This window comes from Shewanella marisflavi (genome assembly GCF_023283925.1).
In the GTDB taxonomy this organism is placed as follows: Bacteria; Pseudomonadota; Gammaproteobacteria; order Enterobacterales; family Shewanellaceae; genus Shewanella; species Shewanella marisflavi.
The window spans coordinates 460,991-479,565 of the sequence record NZ_JAKIKX010000003.1; the positions used below are offsets into that span (position 1 = coordinate 460,991).

An 18,575-nucleotide genomic window follows, 5' to 3' on the forward strand; every position below is an offset into this window, starting at 1 on the left:
TCGTTTTTATTGGGTATTGCAGTGACAAGCTAATGCGTAAAAGCTATAGGGGTATGCACAAAGTGTATGAATGGGTAGGGCTGGATCATCAAATCAAGAGGATAACCATCTGTCCGTTGGTTTGGATGCCTGTTAATTGTCCGTTAAGTGGTTATTGATTCCAGATTTTTGATTTTTACTGGTCGAATGCGCTTCTTTGGCCTGCTGTCGTGGTTGTCGTGATGGGGGCAAACGTCACAGTGGATGTAGCATTTGGTAGCAAACTGATACAAATTGTTAAATTTGTGTTATTTGGATGGTTTGGGATGTATCTGTATGGTGAGCACTGTTGGTAACTTTTTTAACTCTCTGATTTTATAGTGGTTGATTTTACGATGTTTGAGCCGACACCAATTGGCTGTTAATCGGCATAGGTGTGTGACCCTGTTTGTGAGTATTGGCGCCTATGTAACTTCGTCATGCAAAGTGATAGAAATGTTGTTCGAGCATGTTAGGTGCCGGGCTTACTCAAAACCAAAATAAAAACAAAAACAGGGTTTAGTTGATGGAACTACGACATTTAAGGCATTTTATTGTATTAGCGAGGTTAAAGAGCTTTAGTAAGGCTGCCGAAGAGTTACACCTCGCACAGCCATCGTTATCTCGCAGTATTCAGAAGATGGAAGAGCGCTTGGGAGCCAGTCTTTTAGCGCGTGACGAAAAACAATTCGCCCTGACAGAGTATGGCCGTTTAGTCCTGGCACAGGGGGAGTTGATTGTCAGTCAAATGGAATACTTGGAGTCAGAGATCAAGGCTAAGCAGGGAATAGAAAAAGCTAAACTGGTTATCGGTGCTAGCCCCATTCCATCCAACAGTATTATTGGGCCTATAGTAGGTCGCTTTATTCGCGATAATCCAGAGATCTCTTTGGAGCTGAAAGTGGAGAGCTGGAACCGCCTCTACCAACAGTTGCTCAAGGGGCACTTGGATATGTTTATCGCCGAGACCAATGCCACCTTGCTTGATCAGCATGATAATCTGGTGACTCAATGCTTGCCGCAATCTCAGGCGATTTTCTGTTGCCGCCCCAATCACCCGTTAACGCGATTAAGCAGGATCTATTTACCCAGTTTGCGAGATTATCCTCTCGGGATGCCCAGTGCTATGCCACAACTGCTCAAGCAACGCTTTGAGGATCTTTTTGATGAGGAGCGCCATGATTTTGCGGGACTCGTAAAATACGCACAATTTCAACCCATCAAGTCGGCCATAAAAGAGTGCGATATGGTGGTGATCACGCCCGATATTTCAGTGCGGGAGGAGCTGCTGTCCGGTGAATTGATTGCGCTGGATGTGGTTGGTATTCCCAGTATTAACGCTAGCTATAGTGTCGTCTCGATGAGAAATCGTCGACTGAGTCAGACAGCTTCGCAGTTTATCGAGCTGCTCTTAGGAGATTCAGCCGTCGAGGCCGTGGGGTTTTAGATTGGGGTTTTAGATTGGAATGATGGATTAAAAAGATAAAAGGGCTTTAAAAGCCCTTTTTCAATTTCAAAGCTTAACGTGCTTTGAGGTTGATTTCACCGCTTATGGTACTGACGATAATATCGGCACTACCGTTACCCATCTGGAACTGCAGTGAGCTACCGGGACCATACTTAGGTCTTTTCGGCTTATCCTGTGTCAGGCGATTGTCGATGTCGCCGCTTGGCCCGCCGTCGATGGCGAAGGTGGCATCCAGGGTTGCCGGTAGGCTAAAGCTGATGTCGCCACTGACACTATCCAAGCTGGCCTTGGTGGCTAGGGCGGATACCGAGAGGTTCAGATCCCCGCTGACGCTTTGAGCCTTGAGGCGATCCACTTTATCTAAGGTCATCTTGGCATCACCCGAGACCAGCTCGATAGAGACCTGGTCGGCACTGCTGTCGGCGTTAAGTTCACCGCTAACCAGGGTGTAGCTAACCTTGCCCAGGCTCTGTTTGTCTTTGATGTTGCCCGATACCGTCTCCAGTTTAAGCTTGCCCTGCAGCCCTTGGCTGCTGATATCGCCCGAGACGGTATTGATGAACACTTGCTCCTTAAGGCTTTCGACCTTAATGTCGCCGCTGACGGTCTGCACATTGATATCGCCCGATAGCTGACTGACCCTGTAGTTGGCCGATACCCCTTCGCTGTTTAGCTTGAGCTTTGCTGGCACCTTGATGGTAAGGCGTGAGCCCTCCTTATTGCTGCCCGAGTAATGGCGAGGCAGTTTATCTTCGATGGAGATAGTGCCGGCTTTTTGCTCTACAACAAGGCCTTCGCTCAGTTCATCTAAGGTGCCTGTGATGGATATGGCGTTCTGATCCCAGGAGAGGACCTCGACGTCGCCGCGCTGAACCTCAAGGTTCAGACGCAGATCGCCCTCGACCTCGATGCGCTTATCCACGCTTTGAGCCGCTAACAAGGATTGGCTCAGTAGTAATAGGGGCATAGCCAGATAGGCAGTTTTAGTTTGCATCTTCATATAATCTCTCCTGTGGTGTCGCGATTGACAGGGAGTTTTTGCCCCTGTTTGATTAACTCTATCTCTCTTTGCTGTGTCCATAGCCACAGCTGCCATAGCTGCTTGTCTGTGGGATTAAGCTTTAGCGCTTCATAGATCTCTTTGGCCGCCGTCCTGAGTTGTTCTATTCCCTGCTCAACCGGTTGGCTATAGGGACTGGTTTTCCAGTCGACCTGCTTGGTTAGGGTGAGGGCGGCGATATTTGTCTGGTGCTGTGCCTCTATGGCGGCCAGGGTATGCAGTAGGGCATCGTTTTGTCCCTCTGGCGCCTCTGGCGAAAAACTTATCTTGCCGACCAATAGGGCCAGCAGCAAAGTGCTGGCGATGGCCACCGGTCGCCAATAGCTCGGCGAGCTGGCAGTTGGTGCATCGAGACCTTTAGCTATGCTTGGCCAAAGATCGCGCTCAGGCGTCATATCTGTTGGCGCGTCATGAATAAGGCGCCTTAATGTGTCTCCTTTGTCGGCCATTAGATCATCTCCTGCAAAAGTTGTTTTGCCCTGTGGTACTGCGCCTTGCTGGTCCCCTGAGCGATGCTTAGCCGTTTGGCTATCTCATCGTGCTGATAGCCCTCTAAGGCATAGAGCACAAAGACGATACGGGCACGTTCCGGCAGACGTAATATCAGCTTATCCAGTCCATCGTATTCAAGTGGTGCGCTGCTAAGATCGGGTGCCTGCTCGGCGGGCAGCAGCCTGGCCCAGAAACTCTTATGTTTCTTGATGCAGCTTAAAGCCTGATTGACCGTTAGGCTGTGCAGCCAGGTCGTAAACTGACTCTTACCATCGAAAAGCGGTAGCTTCTGCCACAAGCGAACAAAGGTTTCTTGAGTGGCTTCCTCGGCTAATTCCGCTTGGCCCGCCAGGCGAAAACAGAGAGCGTAGACGCGTCTGTGGTGCTGATCGTAAAGTTGCCGAAATGCCGTCTTGTCTCCCTGTTTGGCACGTTCGACCAATACGGCGTCGAGGAGCTGATGAGCATCATCGGGACTCGTAAGTACGCTCAATTCTGTCTTCCCTGTGAATAAACAATACCTATTAGACATAGGCAGGAGTTGAAAAGGTTTAAAGCGAAATGAAAAAAGTTTGGTTTAAGGTATATCAGCGAGCATCGAATGCCAACTCATGACCCGTTGAAGGAGAAGAAGCAGGGCAGCAGAGCTGCCCTAGGGATCAGGATTGTTTCTCAAATACCAGTTGAGCGCCAACCAGGTCGGCCAGTGCTGTGCCAACGGACTTAAATAGGGTTATAGATTGTTCATCCTGGCGTGGGGCAAGCGTGCCGCTGCAAAGGTCGGCCAATTCGCCCTTAACCTGTGATAATTCAAAGACGCCTTCTTCAACCGGAATCAACAGCTCGCCGGCTTCGGCAAATACATTCACCTTGGCATCCACATAGACATCAGAATTCACCACAAGCTTGCTGTCACATTCACGCCTATCCTGATTGTGGTTGCCCACCAGATCCACGTGGGTGCCCGGTTTGACCCAGCTGGAATCGAACAGCGGAGCTGGTGCCCCAGTGGCGCAGCTGATGAGATCGGCTGTGCTAACCGCGCTTCTAAGATCGCTGCAGGCGGTGACATTAATATGCTCAGCCCTGGCCTTAATGGCGGTTATGGTTCGGTCGACTTTGGCACTATCACGTCCCCATACGGTAATTTTTTCAATTGGCCTGACGCTGGCGTGGGCAAGCGCCATAAAGGTGGCCAGACGACCTGTGCCAAACAGGAGTAAATGCTTGGTGTCTTGCCGTGACAGGTATTGGCTGGCAAGCGCTGACACCGCAGCGGTGCGCCAATAGGTGACGCTGGTGCCATCCACTAGGGCCTGGGGCACTCCGGTTTCACGGTTAAAGATTAAGATTTTGGAGTAGAGACTCTCGAGATCGGCTGATTTCTTGGGGTTTTCAGGAAAGTAGGTAAAGGCTTTGACGGCGATGGTTTTTTGATTCCAGGCCGGCAGTACGGCAAAAGCATCGCTGTGGCTACTGTTTTCATCCAAGGGAAAAACCTGCCGCTGTGGCATCCTGGCGGGCTTAGCGAATGTTTGTTTGAGTGCTTCTATCAGACTGGGAAAGTCTAGCGCCTGATGTACCGAATCGGCATCGATAACTTGCATACTACCTCCTTTTTTGTGGATATTGTATGCAAAAAGTCTGGCGGTTGAAAGCCTACAGGGTTGACTTTGAATGGGTTCGGCGTTTTTTTAAGCCGCCTAGCGTGCTAAGTTGCTAATTGATATTAAATTAATTAAAGAGTCGTGTATGTAAGTCGATAGTTACTATACTCAATATTGGAAGAGTAAATAGTCTTCCAAGGTCTTAATTGTCGTTGAAGACAAGTAAAGCAATCACTTCAAATTAAAGGATCTTCCCATATGCTCATTCGTCACAAGTTACTCGTTAGCGCGGCAGTGTCTATCTGCTCTGTGATAGCGATGTTTGGTTTGCAGCGCTTTTCGGCGGCGAAGCTGGATGATTTGTCCCATGCTGCACAACAAGTAATTGAACTTGAAAAGGATGTTTTGAGTTTACGTAAAGATGAAAAAGATTTTTTTGCTCGATTAGAACTTAGTTATGTGGATAAACATCAGCGGAAAGCAAAAGAATTAGAGGAGAAAATAGCGACCCTTGGCGATATTTTCGCCCGCAACGATATTGAACAGGGGGATTTACACACTTTTAAACAGAATTTAGTGCGTTATGAATCTATCTTTACCGAGACTGCTAATCTGCAAAAGCAGATAGGTCTGCATCCCAAAGATGGACTTTATGGGGCGCTGCGCAGTGCAGTGCACAATGTCGAGACTTTGGTCAAAGAGAGAAATGAGCCAGAGTTAATGGTGACCATGTTGCAGCTAAGACGCAACGAGAAAGACTTTATGCTCAGGCGTACCTTAAGCTATGTCGATAGGTTCAATGGCAACCTGACGCTGCTGCGTCAACAGGTGGCGAGTACCATGCTCAGTGGCGCCGTGAAGAGCGAGCTTAATACCCTGATTAATGATTATGAACAGAACTTTAAGGCGTTGGTGGCTAAGGAGCAGGAGTTTGGGCTGGATAAGGAAAGCGGTAAAATGGCGAGTCTGCGAGACAGTATTGCTTCGGCCGAAAAGTCCCTGGTGCAGCTTAATGCGCAGTCTATGGAAGCCATTAGTCGTGCCGAAAGTGCTACAGTGACCATCAGCATCATCATCTTTGTGCTGATCACCTTAGTCTTGGTTGGTTTTACCCTGGCGATTATTCGCAGCATCATGGATCCGGTTCAGCGAATCAGCGACGCTATCTCTCGTATCGAAGAGACCAAAGATTTGACCCTGAGGTGCGACACCAAGGTGGATGATGAGATCGGTCAAATCGCGCGCCATTTCAACAGCATGGTCGAGTCATTTCAATCCTTAATTAAAGAGGTATTAACCTCGGTTGAGGTGGTGAATCATTCTTGCCAGGAACTTTCTCAAAATTCGCTGCGAGCCTCTGAAGGAGTGGGGCGTCAGCTCAATGAAACCGACATGGTCGCGACTGCGATAACCGAAATGGGTGCCACCATAGACGAGATCGCCAGCAACACTGAGCTGGCAGCCGAACGTGCTGGGAATACCCATGATAATGCCCAGCAAGGTCAGATGGGGGTTGAGCAGACGATAGAGAAGATCCAGGCATTAGCCGCACAGTTGACGGACTCGGCTCAGGTGGTTTCTGAGTTAGAGAAAGACAGCGAGACTATAGGCAGTGTGCTGGATGTGATTCGCGGCATTGCCGAACAGACCAATTTATTGGCATTGAACGCGGCGATTGAGGCTGCTCGGGCAGGTGAACAGGGGCGCGGTTTTGCCGTGGTGGCCGATGAAGTGAGGAGCCTGGCGATGCGAACCCAAGAGTCAACCGAAGAGATTGCCGGTATTATCCAGACACTTCAGAGCCGTACTCGCTCTATTGTGCAGTTAATGGAAGCCACACAAAAGCAGGGCGTAGAGAGTGCCGACCAAGCAGCAAGTGCCGGTGCCTTGCTTGAGCAGATCAATACTGATGTGACTAACATCATGGATATGAGTACTCAAATTGCTGCGGCGATTGAGGAGCAGAGCATGGTGGCTTCGGAGGTGAACAAGAATGTAGTGGTTATTCGCGATATCGCTGCCGAGTCGGCCCAAGCCGCAGATGACAATGCTAAGTCTTCCGATGAGGTAAAAGCGCGAACCGAAGTACTCTATCAAGCGGTGAGCCTGTTTAAGATATAAGCGGTTAACGGAGAAAGGGGGCTTAGGCCCCTTTTTTTATGAAATTTATTCGTGAAATGCGGGGTTTATACTCAAATTATTGGACCCGGTCGACTAAGCTAGTTGAGAGAGCAGGGTGAATATGAGTGGTCGATGCGATTAAGTCACTTTTTAAATGTTTTAGCGTTAGGGCTGTTGCTGCTGTCATTTTTGACCGCAAGTGGCATCTATTACCTTATTTATCTGCCCAGAATTCAAGAGCAAGTAAAGTCACGCCAAGACATGAATTTAGAGGCGGTGCAAAAAGGGATCGCCTATGCACAAAAAAATTTAGACACCCTCTGTTACGACTATGCCATATGGGATGATATGGTAACTTTTGTCGATAATGTATCGCCTGAGTTTGCCCTTAAAAATCTTGATGACAATGCTTTCGAGGCTGCCAATATTGATGGCTTCTACGTGTTTAATCGCCAAAATCAGGTGGTGTGGCAATATACCAGTCAAGAGGCCTTCTTGGCCCAGCAACTGCCATTGGCTGAGGCAGAATTTATCGGGCAGATCTTACCTTCTCCTGAGCAGATGAATGCAAATAAACCATCTTCACGTAGCGGTCTGCTGCGCATGGGTGACAGGGTGGTTTATTTTAGCAATGTGACAGTGCTACCGAGCGATGGTGAGGGGAGAGTCGCTGGGAGCCTGTTAACGGTGCGGAACGTTAGCCGGGAGATCCACACTGAGATAGAGCAGTTTAGCTTAATCAAGTTTGATCTAGAGGTGTTGGCAAAGGATGCTAAGTTGGCTGATATAACCACCTTAGGGTTTAGAGAGCCTCCTGGTGTCAGTGATATTCGCGAGCACCACTCCTGGTATGTTCACGATGTGCTTAAGGTACCGTCACTTAAGATCACAGTGCACCATGATAAAAACCTCATTCCATCGATATTTACCATTGAATCAATCTTGATGTTCTTAAGCGTCTTGGTGATGTCCTATGTGGCTATCATTCCGTTTTCCGCGCTGGTGGTTCGGCCGCTAAGGGTTGCCAATGCCGTGCTGGATAAGATGGCTCACCGCGGTGTACTGCTGACCATGCCAACCTCCTGGTCGATTACCGAGGTGGCTAAGTTGACCGAATCGTTTAACTTGGTGGTGGAGAAGCTACAGCGGCATCAAAATTATCTCGAGTCCCTCTCTTTTAACGACCCTCTGACAGGTATCGCCAATCGTCGAAGCTTGGAAGTCTTTGCCGAGCGCGCTCATCAACAGTGGCGCGATGGAAAGGGCGCTATCGGCTTTATCATGCTGGATATCGATTACTTTAAGGCCTACAACGACTCAGTGGGTCATCAGAGTGGTGATCAGGCATTGATCAAGGTTGCTCAGGCCTTGATGCTTGAGTGTCGTCGTCGTGGTGAGCTGGTGACCCGCTATGGCGGCGAGGAGTTTTGCGTGGTGATCCATAGCGATAATATTGCCCAGATGGAGCTGTTGGCGGGGCGTATGCTGCAAAAGATCAGAGAGCTGAATATCTATCATCAGGCATCTCCCTTTGAGAAGGTCACAGTAAGCATGGGCGCTGTACTTTACGACGGTTATCACCCCTCTTTTGCCGATGATGATTGGCAGCAGATGATAAAACTGGCCGATGAACAACTTTATCAGGCCAAAGAGAGTGGCCGTAATCAACTAAAAATACTACACCGACGGGTAAGCCCGCTCTCTGTGGTTGGCTGAGTCAGAGCCTGAAGGTGGTGACCTGTTGCCGCATCGAATCGGCCAGGGAGGTGAGCTGGGCGATGGAGTGACCCAGCTCCAAGGCAGATTCGGTGGATTGGCTGGCAATATCGCTGATGGCGATGATGCTGCGGTTAATACTCTCGGCGACACTGCTCTGCTCCTCTGCCGCCGTGGCGATATGGGTGTTCATCTCTGTGATGTTGTCGACCGAGGCGACTATCTCCTGCAACGCTTCCCCCGCCTTATTGGTCTGTTGATTAGCATCATCCACTTGTTTAATGCCCACATCCATGGCGGTGACAGCCTCGTTCACCCCGTTCTGAAGCGTCTCTATCATGGTCTCGATCTCTTGGGTCGCCTCCTGGGTGCGCTGGGCGAGGGAACGAACCTCGTCGGCGACCACAGCAAATCCGCGCCCCTGCTCACCAGCCCTAGCAGCCTCGATGGCGGCGTTGAGGGCCAGCAGATTGGTCTGCTCGGCAATCCCCTTGATGACGCTTAGTACGTTGCCGATATGTTGGCTCTCGTGGGACAGGTGGGTGATCACCTCTGAGGTACTCTGGATCTGCATCGACAACGCCTGCATGCTGCTAATCGACAGTTGGACGATATCATTGCCGTTGGCGGCAAATCGGTCGGCATTTCTGGCAGAGTCGGCGGCGGCCGTGGTGCTTTGCGCTACCTCGTTGACCGTTGCCGTCATTTCATTCATGGCCGTGGCGGTCTGCTCTGTCTCCGCCTGCTGCTGTTGAATGCGGGCATTGGAGATTTGAGTGAATTCGTTGAGGTCTAAGGCCGAGTCACTGACGCTGTTGGCTGCCTCGGCTACCCCTTTGAGGATGCCTCGCAGGTGGCGAAAGACATCATTAAGCCCTGTGGATATAAGCCCCAGCTCGTCCTTATTCAGTTGCTCGAAGGTGACAGTGAGGTCCGAGTCTTGCTGTATGGTATGTAGCTGAGTGCGTATGTGGTTGATGGGTTTCATTACGCTGCGGTTAATCCAGATGCCGAGCACTATACTGGCAATGGCGGCCACTAGGGTGATGAGCATGAAGAGGGAGATAGAGGACTCGTAGATCTGGGCAACCCTGTCTTTCTCCTCGCCGGCGACCTTGAGCTGCAGGCTGATGAGCTCGGCGATGGTGCCGCTGATGGGATCGATCACCCGGTAGAGTGGGATAATCTCCTCCCGCAACTGTCCGGCAATATTACCTGACTTACCACTTAGCAGCTGTTCCAGATGGGTGATACGCTGATTAGCCGGAACAAACAGACGTTCGGCCTCATCGACCAGACGTTTCTCATCCCTGGTGAGTTCGGTGGCAACGTATTGGCGCCATTTGCTGTCAATGTTGTTGCTTGCTTCCTGCAGGGCTTGATTGGCCTGTTCGGCGCTGAATTCGCCGGCATTGGCCTTGTTGATTGCGTCGATCACAAATACCGCGTAGTCGTCGGCGATCACCTTGAGATCTTCTAGTGGGACGACTCTGTCGTTATAGATGGTGACGACACCTTTCTCAATATTATTCATCATGTTGATTGCTAAGATACAAATACAGATGAGGAGCGAGAGGGGCAGTAAGATACCGAAAGCCATCTTGTGCTTGATTTGAATATTGTTCATATAGATACCCAAATGAAGAGGTAAATAGCAGAAAGCTAAAACTTATGACGTATCTATAGGTATAGCAAAAGATTGAAATGGGTAAGATGAATAGAAACAAAAAAGCCTCGCATTGCGAGGCTTTTTTGTGTGGTGCGCTAGGCACCCGCTGAATATGGTGCCCGAACCCGGAATCGAACCAGGGACACGAGGATTTTCAATCCTCTGCTCTACCGACTGAGCTATTCGGGCGACGGGGTGCATTAAAAGGCTTTTGCGCATTTGAGTCAACTAATTTTTGCAAAAACTTCGTAGAACTGACCTGTTTGGATAACTTTTGCCCGAAACGTCGATTTTTAGATCAAATGCGGCTGGTGCGAAAAGTGGGCAGGGAGAAACTCAAGTTTGAACCCGTTTGAAGTCAATTGCGTTCGAGGGAGATATTTTGGCCTGGGTTGTCTACTCTATATTCACCTAGAATTAAAAAAGCCTCGCAGAGCGAGGCTTTAATATAGCATGTGATTACTTGAGCATATCGTTATTGGGATAGTTGGTTTTCATCACCATAAGCACATGATCTTTAAGTTTTTGCTGACCAAGTTCTTCATAGGCGGTCGCCATGATCTCCAAGGCGCGTTCGGTGGATGGGGTACCTGGATAGGTTTCCAATACCGTCTGGGCACGCACTGCCGCGGCGCTCCAAGCATTCATCTTGATATAGTACTCGGCCACGGTGATCGCATATTTAGCAAGACGATTTTTTAAGAATTGCATACGTTTTTGCGCATCGGCAGCGTATTTGCTGTTAGGATACGACTTTATTAAACGGTCAAAGTCTTTAAAGGCTTCTTGCGCCGCTTTAGGGTCTCTATCGGTTCGGTCGATATTGAGCATGTCGTGGAACATGTAATTATCGGCCTGCATGTTTACCAGTCCACGCATGTAATAGACATAGTCTATATCTTTATGAGTGGGGTTGAGACGGATAAAGCGGTCGATATTGGCAATACCAGAAGCAGAATCGTCCAGTTTGTAGTATGCATAGATCAGGTCTAACTGTACCTGTGTCTTATGTGGACCGAAGGGGTAGCGAGAATCTAAGGCCTCAAGAGAGCGAATCGCTTTACTATAGTTGCCCAACTCCATAGAGGTTCTTGCTTGAGAATAGAGGACTTCAGGGGAAGATTTACTGAGCTCAATATCATCTTCTGGTTTACTACTGCAAGCCGTTAAGGCCAGTGACAACAAGGCGACAGCGGCGCCTTTAGCAAAATTATGCATACTTGAATTCGATTCTTTTTAAGTTGTAGTTAAGAATTTTTCCATTTCACGATAAAATAGAAACAATCCGATTGTAACAGATAGCACTTTATTTTGGACCCCAAAACGCGGGTACGGTTCCTATGACACAAGAGATTAATCTAAAAAGCGAGATCACAGCAACACAAACCGGGCAAAGATTAGACCAAACCCTGGCGGAGTTGTTCCCTGATTATTCCCGTACACGTATTAAAGAGTGGATACAGGCTGGTGCCGTCTACGTCGATGGTATGGTGCAAACTAAGCCTAGAGAAAAGGTTCTTGAAGGGCAGGAAATTGAGATTGAAGCCACCCTGCAGGAGGAAACCAAGGCTGAGGCGCAGGCAATCGATTTAGATATTGTCTACGAAGATGACCATATTTTGGTGATCAACAAGCAAGCTGGCTTGGTGGTGCACCCTGGTGCGGGTAATAGTGACGGTACCTTGATGAATGCTCTATTGCATCATTGCCCCGAAATTGACCTCGTGCCAAGGGCGGGTATTGTGCACCGTCTCGATAAAGACACCACAGGACTAATGGTGGTAGCCAAGACCGTCGAAGCGCAAACCCATCTGGTTGCCGCACTGCAGGCTAGAGAGATCACCCGTGAGTATGAGGCCATCGTTTCGGGCACCATGACTGCCGGCGGTGTAGTGGATGAGCCTATCGCGCGTCACCCCACTAAACGTACGCATATGGCGGTGCATCATAGTGGTCGTCCTTCGGTGACTCACTATCGCGTGGCGGAAAAGTTTCGTGCCCATACCCGACTGCGTCTGCGTCTGGAAACCGGCCGTACTCACCAGATCAGGGTGCATATGGCACATATTGGTCATATCTTGGTGGGCGATCCTGTCTATGGTGGCCGTCCGCGTCCGCCTAAGAAGGCGACGCCAGAGTTGACGGAAGTTCTGAATAACTTCAAACGTCAGGCATTGCATGCGGTGCGCCTAGAACTGGCTCACCCCTTCACCTGTGAAATCATGAGCTGGCAGGCGCCTATCCCTGAGGATATGGTGGCGCTAACTCGTGCCCTGCGTGATGACAGCAAGGCTCATCCGGCAGAGTATTAATGATACCTGACGATTGGTTCATTCCCCCCGGCGTAAAACTGGCCTTTAGCCAGCGCTCGGGTGGAGTGAGTCTTCCCCCCTTCGATAGCCTGAATCTTGGTGATCATGTTGGCGACGATCCTGAGTGCGTGCGGCTTAACCGGCTGCGTATCGCGCACTCTCTTGGCTTGTCCTCTGCTCCTGCCTGGCTTGAGCAGGTACATGGCACAGAGGTTATCGATCTCGACGTCGATGCCAATAGGGTTGCCGATGGCAGCTTGTGCCGCAGCGGCGAACATGTCTGTGTGGTGATGACGGCAGATTGCCTACCTGTGTTGATTTGCGATCGAGGTGCAACTCAGGTTGCGGCGGTGCATGCGGGTTGGCGTGGCCTGTGTCAGGGGATAGTCGAATCGGCTATCGCTCAGTTTGACGCACCGGCCGATGAGTTACTAGTTTATCTTGGGCCCTGTATTGGTCCGGATGCATTTGAAGTGGGTGGTGAGGTTAGGGCGCAGTTTATGGTCCAGCATGTCGATACGGCAGCCTTTTTTAAGGCAAATAAGGATAAGTATTTAGCGGATCTGCAAGGGATCGCCCGTTATCGCGCCGAGCGACTCGGCGTTGCTGCTGTTTATCAATTACCCCATTGTACCTATAGTTTGAGCGCCGATTATTTCTCCTATCGCCGCGACGGGAAAACCGGTCGTATGGCCTCGTTTATTTGGTTGGAAAAGTAGCGTATTTTTTCACCAACTTTGCCCTTATTGCTTGAATCCTCCTAAAAAGCCCCCATCTATACTGTTAACAAAGCACTGAAGGTTTCCTTCATTCGTTAATTTTTTAGGAGGCTGTATGCGACTCGATCGTATGACGAACAAATTCCAGATAGCAATCTCCGATGCTCAGTCATTAGCGTTGGGGCGTGACCATCAGTTTATTGAGCCGATTCATTTGATGATGGCCCTGCTCAATCAGGATGGGGGCTCTATTCATCCACTTCTGACCCAGGCGGGGATCTCGGTAAGCACTTTGCGCTCGGCGCTGAGTCAGGAGCTTGAACGCCTGCCACAGGTTGAGGGAACCGGTGGTGATGTTCAGCTGTCTCAGGCGCTCATTCGCCTGCTGAATCTGTGTGACAAATTGGCGCAAAAGCGCAAAGACAAATATATCTCCAGCGAGCTGTTTGTGTTGGCGACCCTAGAGGGCGGCGACGCGCTGGCCCAGTGTTTGAAGAAATCTGGCGCCACCAAGGAGTTGCTTGAGAAGACCATTGAAGAGGTGCGTTTGGGTAAAAACATTGACGATCCTAACGCCGAAGATCAGCGTCAGGCGCTGAAAAAATTTACCATAGATCTGACCGAGCGCGCCGAGCAGGGCAAATTAGATCCTGTGATTGGCCGTGACGATGAGATCCGCCGAACCATTCAGGTGCTGCAACGCCGCAGCAAGAATAACCCTGTGCTTATAGGTGAGCCCGGTGTTGGTAAGACAGCCATCGTGGAAGGCTTGGCACAGCGTATCATCAATGGCGAGGTGCCCGAGGGTATTAAGAACAAGCGGGTACTGTCGCTTGACTTAGGTGCATTGGTGGCAGGTGCCAAGTATCGCGGTGAGTTTGAGGAGCGCCTCAAGGCGGTGCTCAACGAATTAGCGCAGGAAGAAGGGCAGGTGATCCTCTTTATCGACGAGTTGCATACTATGGTGGGCGCAGGTAAGAGTGACGGTGCCATGGACGCGGGCAATATGCTTAAGCCTGCATTGGCCAGAGGCGATCTGCACTGTGTTGGCGCGACTACACTCGATGAGTATCGCCAATATATTGAGAAAGACGCCGCGCTCGAGCGACGTTTTCAGAAGGTGCTGGTGGATGAGCCGAGTGTCGAAGACACCATCGCCATCTTACGCGGCCTGAAAGAGCGCTACGAGCTGCACCATCATGTGGAGATCACTGATCCCGCGATTGTGGCGGCGGCCAGTATGTCTCATCGCTATGTCTCAGACCGGAAGTTGCCCGATAAGGCTATTGATCTAATCGATGAGGCGGCCTCCAGTATACGTATGCAGATAGATTCTAAGCCAGAGCCGCTGGACAGACTAGAGCGCCGCACCATTCAACTAAAGCTGGAGGAGCAAGCCCTGATCAAAGAGAGCGACGAGGCCAGTCAACGCCGTTTGAGTACTCTGCGTAGCGAGCTGGCTGAGGTCGAGGCCAAGGCCGCCGAACTTAATGAAGTTTGGCATACTGAGAAGGCTGCATTGGCGGGCACTCAGCATATTAAGGCAGATCTAGAGCAGGCGCGTATGGATCTTGAGGTGGCGAGGCGCGCAGGGGATCTGACCCGCATGTCTGAGCTGCAATATGGCCGTATTCCAGAGCTTGAGAAGCAATTGGACTTGGCCGCTCAGGCCGAGATGCAGGATATGACGCTGCTGCGTAACAAGGTCTCAGATGTGGAGATCGCCGAGGTGTTATCTAAGGCCACAGGTATTCCTGTGTCTAAGATGCTCGAAGGGGAAAGAGAGAAGCTCTTACACATGGAAGAGGCGTTGCATACACGGGTGATAGGGCAAAATGAGGCTGTAGATGCGGTGGCTAATGCGATTCGACGTAGCCGAGCGGGTCTTGCCGACCCTAATCGTCCAATTGGTTCGTTTCTCTTCCTCGGCCCTACGGGGGTGGGTAAGACTGAGCTATGTAAATCGCTGGCGAAGTTTCTGTTTGATACCGAAGCGGCCATGGTACGTATCGACATGTCCGAATTTATGGAGAAGCATTCGGTGTCACGTCTGGTCGGTGCGCCTCCAGGCTATGTTGGCTATGAAGAGGGTGGTTATCTGACCGAAGCGGTAAGACGTAAGCCTTACTCGGTGATCCTGCTCGATGAGGTGGAAAAGGCACATCCCGATGTGTTCAACATTCTGCTGCAGGTGCTGGATGATGGTCGTTTAACCGATGGTCAAGGACGTACGGTCGATTTTCGCAATACCGTAGTGATTATGACCTCTAACTTAGGTTCGGATGTGATCCAAGAGCGTTTTGGTATCGCGACTTACGCCGAGATGAAAGCCGAGGTGATGAATGTGGTCACCCATAGCTTCAGGCCTGAGTTCTTAAACCGTATCGACGAGAGTGTTGTGTTCCATCCATTGGAGTCAGAACATATTGCTCATATCGCTCAGATACAGATAGATAGCCTGAAAGCTAGACTGGCAGAGAAAGATTTTGAGCTCGAGGTGAGTGAAGCTGCTTTAGCCTTAATCGCCCAGGCCGGATTTGACCCTGTTTATGGTGCGCGTCCGCTAAAACGTGCCCTGCAGCAAGAGGTCGAAAATCCGTTGGCGCAAAAACTGCTCAGTGGTCAGTTGCTCCCGGGCACACCTATTAAGGTGGACGCCGCTGGTGGTGAGTTATCCTTCCATCAGTAAGCAATGAGTCTCGAAAAAAAGCCCAAACTTAGGTTTGGGCTTTTTTATATCTGAGCCAGCTTTTGCATTTGTTCATTATTTGCACTAATTTGCAAGGGGTAGATATCTTCTCATTTGAGTTTTTATGCCGTGAAGGAGTAATGGATGAAAACAAGGTTAGCAATAGTGGCATCAATGGCCGTTTTGACGGCGGCGTGCAGCTCAGCACCAGAGCAGAGGAGCGACCCATCCTACATTGAGGTGGGCAACGTGGAATATGACAGCCTCTATCATTATGGCTATAACACGGGGTGCCGTAGCGCAGGCTATCTTAAGAGAAACCCTGGAGCCGACACCCTTGATGAGATGAAAGATAAGGTATTGGATGGCTTGTCTGAATTTGATAAAGGTTGGGATGCTGGTACCCAGGCATGTCAAGACGGGGTCAGTCGCTCTATGTATAAGGTAAAAGGTAATTCGTGACTGGCTAATGCCTTTGAAGTTAAGGCGACAATCGGCCCTGGGCCGACTGTCGCTGATAGCATCGATTGGCTATTTGTTGCAGAAAAGCTTAATGCGCTGTTTCTGCGCAGCTATCTCTGATTGTCTATCTTCTTCTGTCATACGCACCATTTCACCATCTTTCTCATTCTTACGTGTCAGACGCGTATGAGTCTCCAGCACCTTCAATTGGTGCTGGGCATTTTCACAGATTGCCTTAGCCTGGGCTTTGTCTTTTTCGGTTATCGCTTCGGCGGCTAATGCGGCTTCACTCTTTTGTTCTTCCTGTCTCTCTGTAACCTTAGGGGCAGTAAAGCCTACCTTTTGTTGTTCGATATCTTCGCTATAGAGCTTTTCTGTCGTAATTTCAGGTGGTTTTTCCTGGCTATAGTGAGTGACACCATTCTCATCGACCCACTTATAGATAGTGGTTGCAAATGCAGGGGCACAAAGTAGAAGGCCTAATAGTGCGCTGACATAAAATTTTCCGGTCATCATAGTATCCATATCAGTGTTGGCATCGAGCTTGGCTGCTTTTATCTGCCAACAATTAGAGGTCCGTATAAAAAGTGAGCTTAAATCTGTGTTATCTTTTAATTTTATTAAGATAACCTCGCTCCTTAGTATATGCAAAATTTAAACAAAGAGACGGTTAAGAACCGCGGTATCTACCTTTTACCTAATCTGTTTACTACGGCTGGATTGTTTTCCGGGTTTTACGCAGTGATAGCGTCAATGAATGGCCAGTTTGAATCGGCGGCGATTGCTATCTTTGTTGCCATGCTTTTCGATGGCATTGATGGTCGTGTGGCTAGGATGACCAATACCCAGAGTGCATTTGGTGCCGAATACGACAGCATGGCTGATATGGTCTCCTTTGGTGTCGCGCCGGCATTAATTGCCTACAACTGGGCCTTGGCCGATCTCGGTAAAATAGGTTGGTTGGCAGCTTTTATCTATTGCGCAGGCGCGGCATTGCGACTCGCCCGTTTTAATACTCAGGTAGGCGTTGCCGATAAACGTTACTTTCAGGGCTTAGCCAGTCCGGCAGCTGCGGCAATTATCGCAGGGGCGATATGGACGGGAACCTATTATGAAATTAGTGGCAACAAAGTGAGTTTTCTTGTGGTTGTGATGACCATGTGCGCCGGCTTATTGATGGTGAGTAATTTTCGCTACTATTCATTTAAAGACTATGACTGGCGTAGCCGGGTGAACTTTGTCGTTATACTCGCGCTTGTCGGCCTGTTTGTCTTGGTGTCAGTGCAGCCTGCAACCATTCTCTTTATCGCCTTTAGTCTTTATGCGCTTTCTGGCCCCGTCTATACAATACGTAAGGTGAAAAAACTCAAAGTTAGCCATGTCGTGGGGGATGAGAATGACTCTGAATTTGAGAATGCCCCTGAATTGGTGAGCAAAGAGCCGCAAGTTAAGGCTTCAGACAAGACCGAACCGCAATGAATGCAGACCCTAATTAAAATCCCCCAATATTTGGATTAAGATTTTTGGCAGAGTGAACTATTATGTGCCAAACTTATTTTCCGCTTCTGAAGTGACAAGGTATGACAACAGGCTTTTTGTTGGTCACTTGTTGCTTGCGGGTTGGCTTTGTGTATGAGGTTTCGCGAAACCTCTTGGGTTTTGGTTGAATTTTAACCGCTCAAATCTTTTCGACAAAAAAGCCCTTGCGTAAAAGTTTATGCTCCCTATAATGCGCTCCCACTGACACGGCAAACGGCGCTGCTTAGCAAAGTAAGTAAGCATGTAGGTTGAGTCAGGGTGGTAAGCGCCTTCGGGTTTTTAAGCCGTTAGTTACACTGCGAAAGCACAGTAATTAACCACTGAAAAAACTTTTGAAAAAAGCGCTTGACGCCGACAGGGAGAAGCGTAGAATACGCAGCCCTAGCCCGCTGGACTCCAGTATGAGGCGAACGTTCTTTAACAAGATGAAACAAGAAATCTGTGTGGACATTCACAGGTGTTGAGTTAATCGAAAACGATTTATATCTCAATGCAACGATGAATGTTCATAGCAATATGTACAAACATTTAGATGATTCTTCCGAGTCGTTTAAATGAATCAGAATTCATTGAGCCGAAGCTTAGGCTTCAACAAAACTTTAATTGAAGAGTTTGATCATGGCTCAGATTGAACGCTGGCGGCAGGCCTAACACATGCAAGTCGAGCGGTAACAGGAAGAAAGCTTGCTTTCTTTGCTGACGA

General features: G+C 49.4%; 15 protein-coding genes, 1 tRNA gene and 1 rRNA gene. 9 read left to right on the plus strand and 8 right to left on the minus strand.

Annotated features, from left to right (window positions below):
• Positions 1 to 544: 544 nt before the first annotated feature.
• Positions 545 to 1,465, plus strand: a complete 921-nt coding sequence (locus tag L2712_RS09610) for a LysR family transcriptional regulator (protein ID WP_248977648.1) — start codon at positions 545 to 547, stop codon at positions 1,463 to 1,465.
• A 73-nt stretch (positions 1,466 to 1,538) separates the two neighbouring features.
• Here L2712_RS09610 and L2712_RS09615 read toward each other — a convergent pair whose 3' ends face one another.
• From L2712_RS09615 to lhpI, 4 genes are all read right to left on the minus strand, one after another.
• On the minus strand, positions 1,539 to 2,486 hold the full coding sequence (locus tag L2712_RS09615) for a DUF4097 family beta strand repeat-containing protein (protein WP_248977649.1): 948 nt from the start codon (positions 2,484 to 2,486) through the stop codon (positions 1,539 to 1,541).
• Positions 2,483 to 2,995: a hypothetical protein gene (locus L2712_RS09620; RefSeq protein ID WP_248977650.1), complete on the minus strand. Its 513-nt coding sequence runs from the start codon at positions 2,993 to 2,995 to the stop codon at positions 2,483 to 2,485. The genes L2712_RS09615 and L2712_RS09620 overlap by 4 nt, the downstream gene beginning before the upstream one ends.
• Positions 2,995 to 3,570 carry an RNA polymerase sigma factor gene (locus L2712_RS09625; protein WP_248977651.1) on the minus strand — a complete coding sequence of 192 codons (576 nt, stop codon included), beginning with the start codon at positions 3,568 to 3,570 and terminating at the stop codon, positions 2,995 to 2,997. The genes L2712_RS09620 and L2712_RS09625 overlap by 1 nt, the downstream gene beginning before the upstream one ends.
• 127 nt (positions 3,571 to 3,697) lie before the next feature.
• Positions 3,698 to 4,645 carry a bifunctional Delta(1)-pyrroline-2-carboxylate/Delta(1)-piperideine-2-carboxylate reductase gene (gene lhpI, locus L2712_RS09630; protein WP_248977652.1) on the minus strand — a complete coding sequence of 316 codons (948 nt, stop codon included), beginning with the start codon at positions 4,643 to 4,645 and terminating at the stop codon, positions 3,698 to 3,700.
• A gap of 258 nt (positions 4,646 to 4,903) precedes the next feature.
• Here lhpI and L2712_RS09635 point away from each other — a divergent pair, with 258 nt between their 5' ends.
• Positions 4,904 to 6,766 (plus strand): methyl-accepting chemotaxis protein, encoded by a 1,863-nt coding sequence (locus tag L2712_RS09635; RefSeq protein WP_248977653.1) that lies wholly within the window; start codon positions 4,904 to 4,906, stop codon positions 6,764 to 6,766.
• A gap of 132 nt (positions 6,767 to 6,898) precedes the next feature.
• On the plus strand, positions 6,899 to 8,482 hold the full coding sequence (locus L2712_RS09640) for a sensor domain-containing diguanylate cyclase (RefSeq protein WP_248977654.1): 1,584 nt from the start codon (positions 6,899 to 6,901) through the stop codon (positions 8,480 to 8,482).
• 1 nt (position 8,483) lies between these two features.
• Here the strand turns inward: L2712_RS09640 and L2712_RS09645 are convergent, their stop codons facing one another.
• The 3 genes from L2712_RS09645 to L2712_RS09655 all read right to left on the minus strand — a co-directional run bounded on the left by L2712_RS09645 (position 8,484) and on the right by L2712_RS09655 (position 11,369).
• A complete protein-coding gene (locus L2712_RS09645) occupies positions 8,484 to 10,109 on the minus strand; it encodes a methyl-accepting chemotaxis protein (RefSeq protein WP_088904019.1) in 1,626 nt (541 codons plus the stop codon).
• 155 nt (positions 10,110 to 10,264) lie between these two features.
• Positions 10,265 to 10,340: transfer RNA gene (locus tag L2712_RS09650), tRNA-Phe, on the minus strand.
• A gap of 270 nt (positions 10,341 to 10,610) precedes the next feature.
• On the minus strand, positions 10,611 to 11,369 hold the full coding sequence (locus L2712_RS09655) for an outer membrane protein assembly factor BamD (protein WP_033540655.1): 759 nt from the start codon (positions 11,367 to 11,369) through the stop codon (positions 10,611 to 10,613).
• Between the two features lie 122 nt (positions 11,370 to 11,491).
• On the opposite strand from L2712_RS09655, the gene rluD reads away from it, so the two are divergent.
• The 4 genes from rluD (at position 11,492) to L2712_RS09675 (ending at position 16,333) form a co-directional block, all read left to right on the plus strand.
• Positions 11,492 to 12,463, plus strand: coding sequence for a 23S rRNA pseudouridine(1911/1915/1917) synthase RluD (rluD, locus tag L2712_RS09660; RefSeq protein WP_248977655.1), 972 nt, complete (start codon positions 11,492 to 11,494; stop codon positions 12,461 to 12,463).
• Positions 12,463 to 13,182, plus strand: coding sequence for a peptidoglycan editing factor PgeF (gene pgeF, locus L2712_RS09665; RefSeq protein WP_248977656.1), 720 nt, complete (start codon positions 12,463 to 12,465; stop codon positions 13,180 to 13,182). Before rluD ends, pgeF begins: the two co-directional genes overlap by 1 nt.
• 115 nt (positions 13,183 to 13,297) lie before the next feature.
• On the plus strand, positions 13,298 to 15,871 hold the full coding sequence (gene clpB, locus L2712_RS09670; RefSeq protein ID WP_248977657.1) for an ATP-dependent chaperone ClpB: 2,574 nt from the start codon (positions 13,298 to 13,300) through the stop codon (positions 15,869 to 15,871).
• A 144-nt stretch (positions 15,872 to 16,015) separates the two neighbouring features.
• The gene (locus tag L2712_RS09675; RefSeq protein ID WP_248977658.1) at positions 16,016 to 16,333 is read left to right on the plus strand and encodes a hypothetical protein; all 318 of its coding nucleotides are present in this window, start codon (positions 16,016 to 16,018) and stop codon (positions 16,331 to 16,333) included.
• A 69-nt stretch (positions 16,334 to 16,402) separates the two neighbouring features.
• On the opposite strand, the gene L2712_RS09680 is transcribed toward L2712_RS09675, so the two are convergent.
• Positions 16,403 to 16,846 carry a DUF4124 domain-containing protein gene (locus L2712_RS09680; RefSeq protein ID WP_248977659.1) on the minus strand — a complete coding sequence of 148 codons (444 nt, stop codon included), beginning with the start codon at positions 16,844 to 16,846 and terminating at the stop codon, positions 16,403 to 16,405.
• A 132-nt stretch (positions 16,847 to 16,978) separates the two neighbouring features.
• On the opposite strand from L2712_RS09680, the gene pssA reads away from it, so the two are divergent.
• On the plus strand, positions 16,979 to 17,812 hold the full coding sequence (pssA, locus tag L2712_RS09685; RefSeq protein WP_248977660.1) for a CDP-diacylglycerol--serine O-phosphatidyltransferase: 834 nt from the start codon (positions 16,979 to 16,981) through the stop codon (positions 17,810 to 17,812).
• Positions 17,813 to 18,472: 660 nt separating this feature from the next.
• Positions 18,473 to 18,575, plus strand: a 16S ribosomal RNA gene (locus tag L2712_RS09690); the annotation flags it as partial.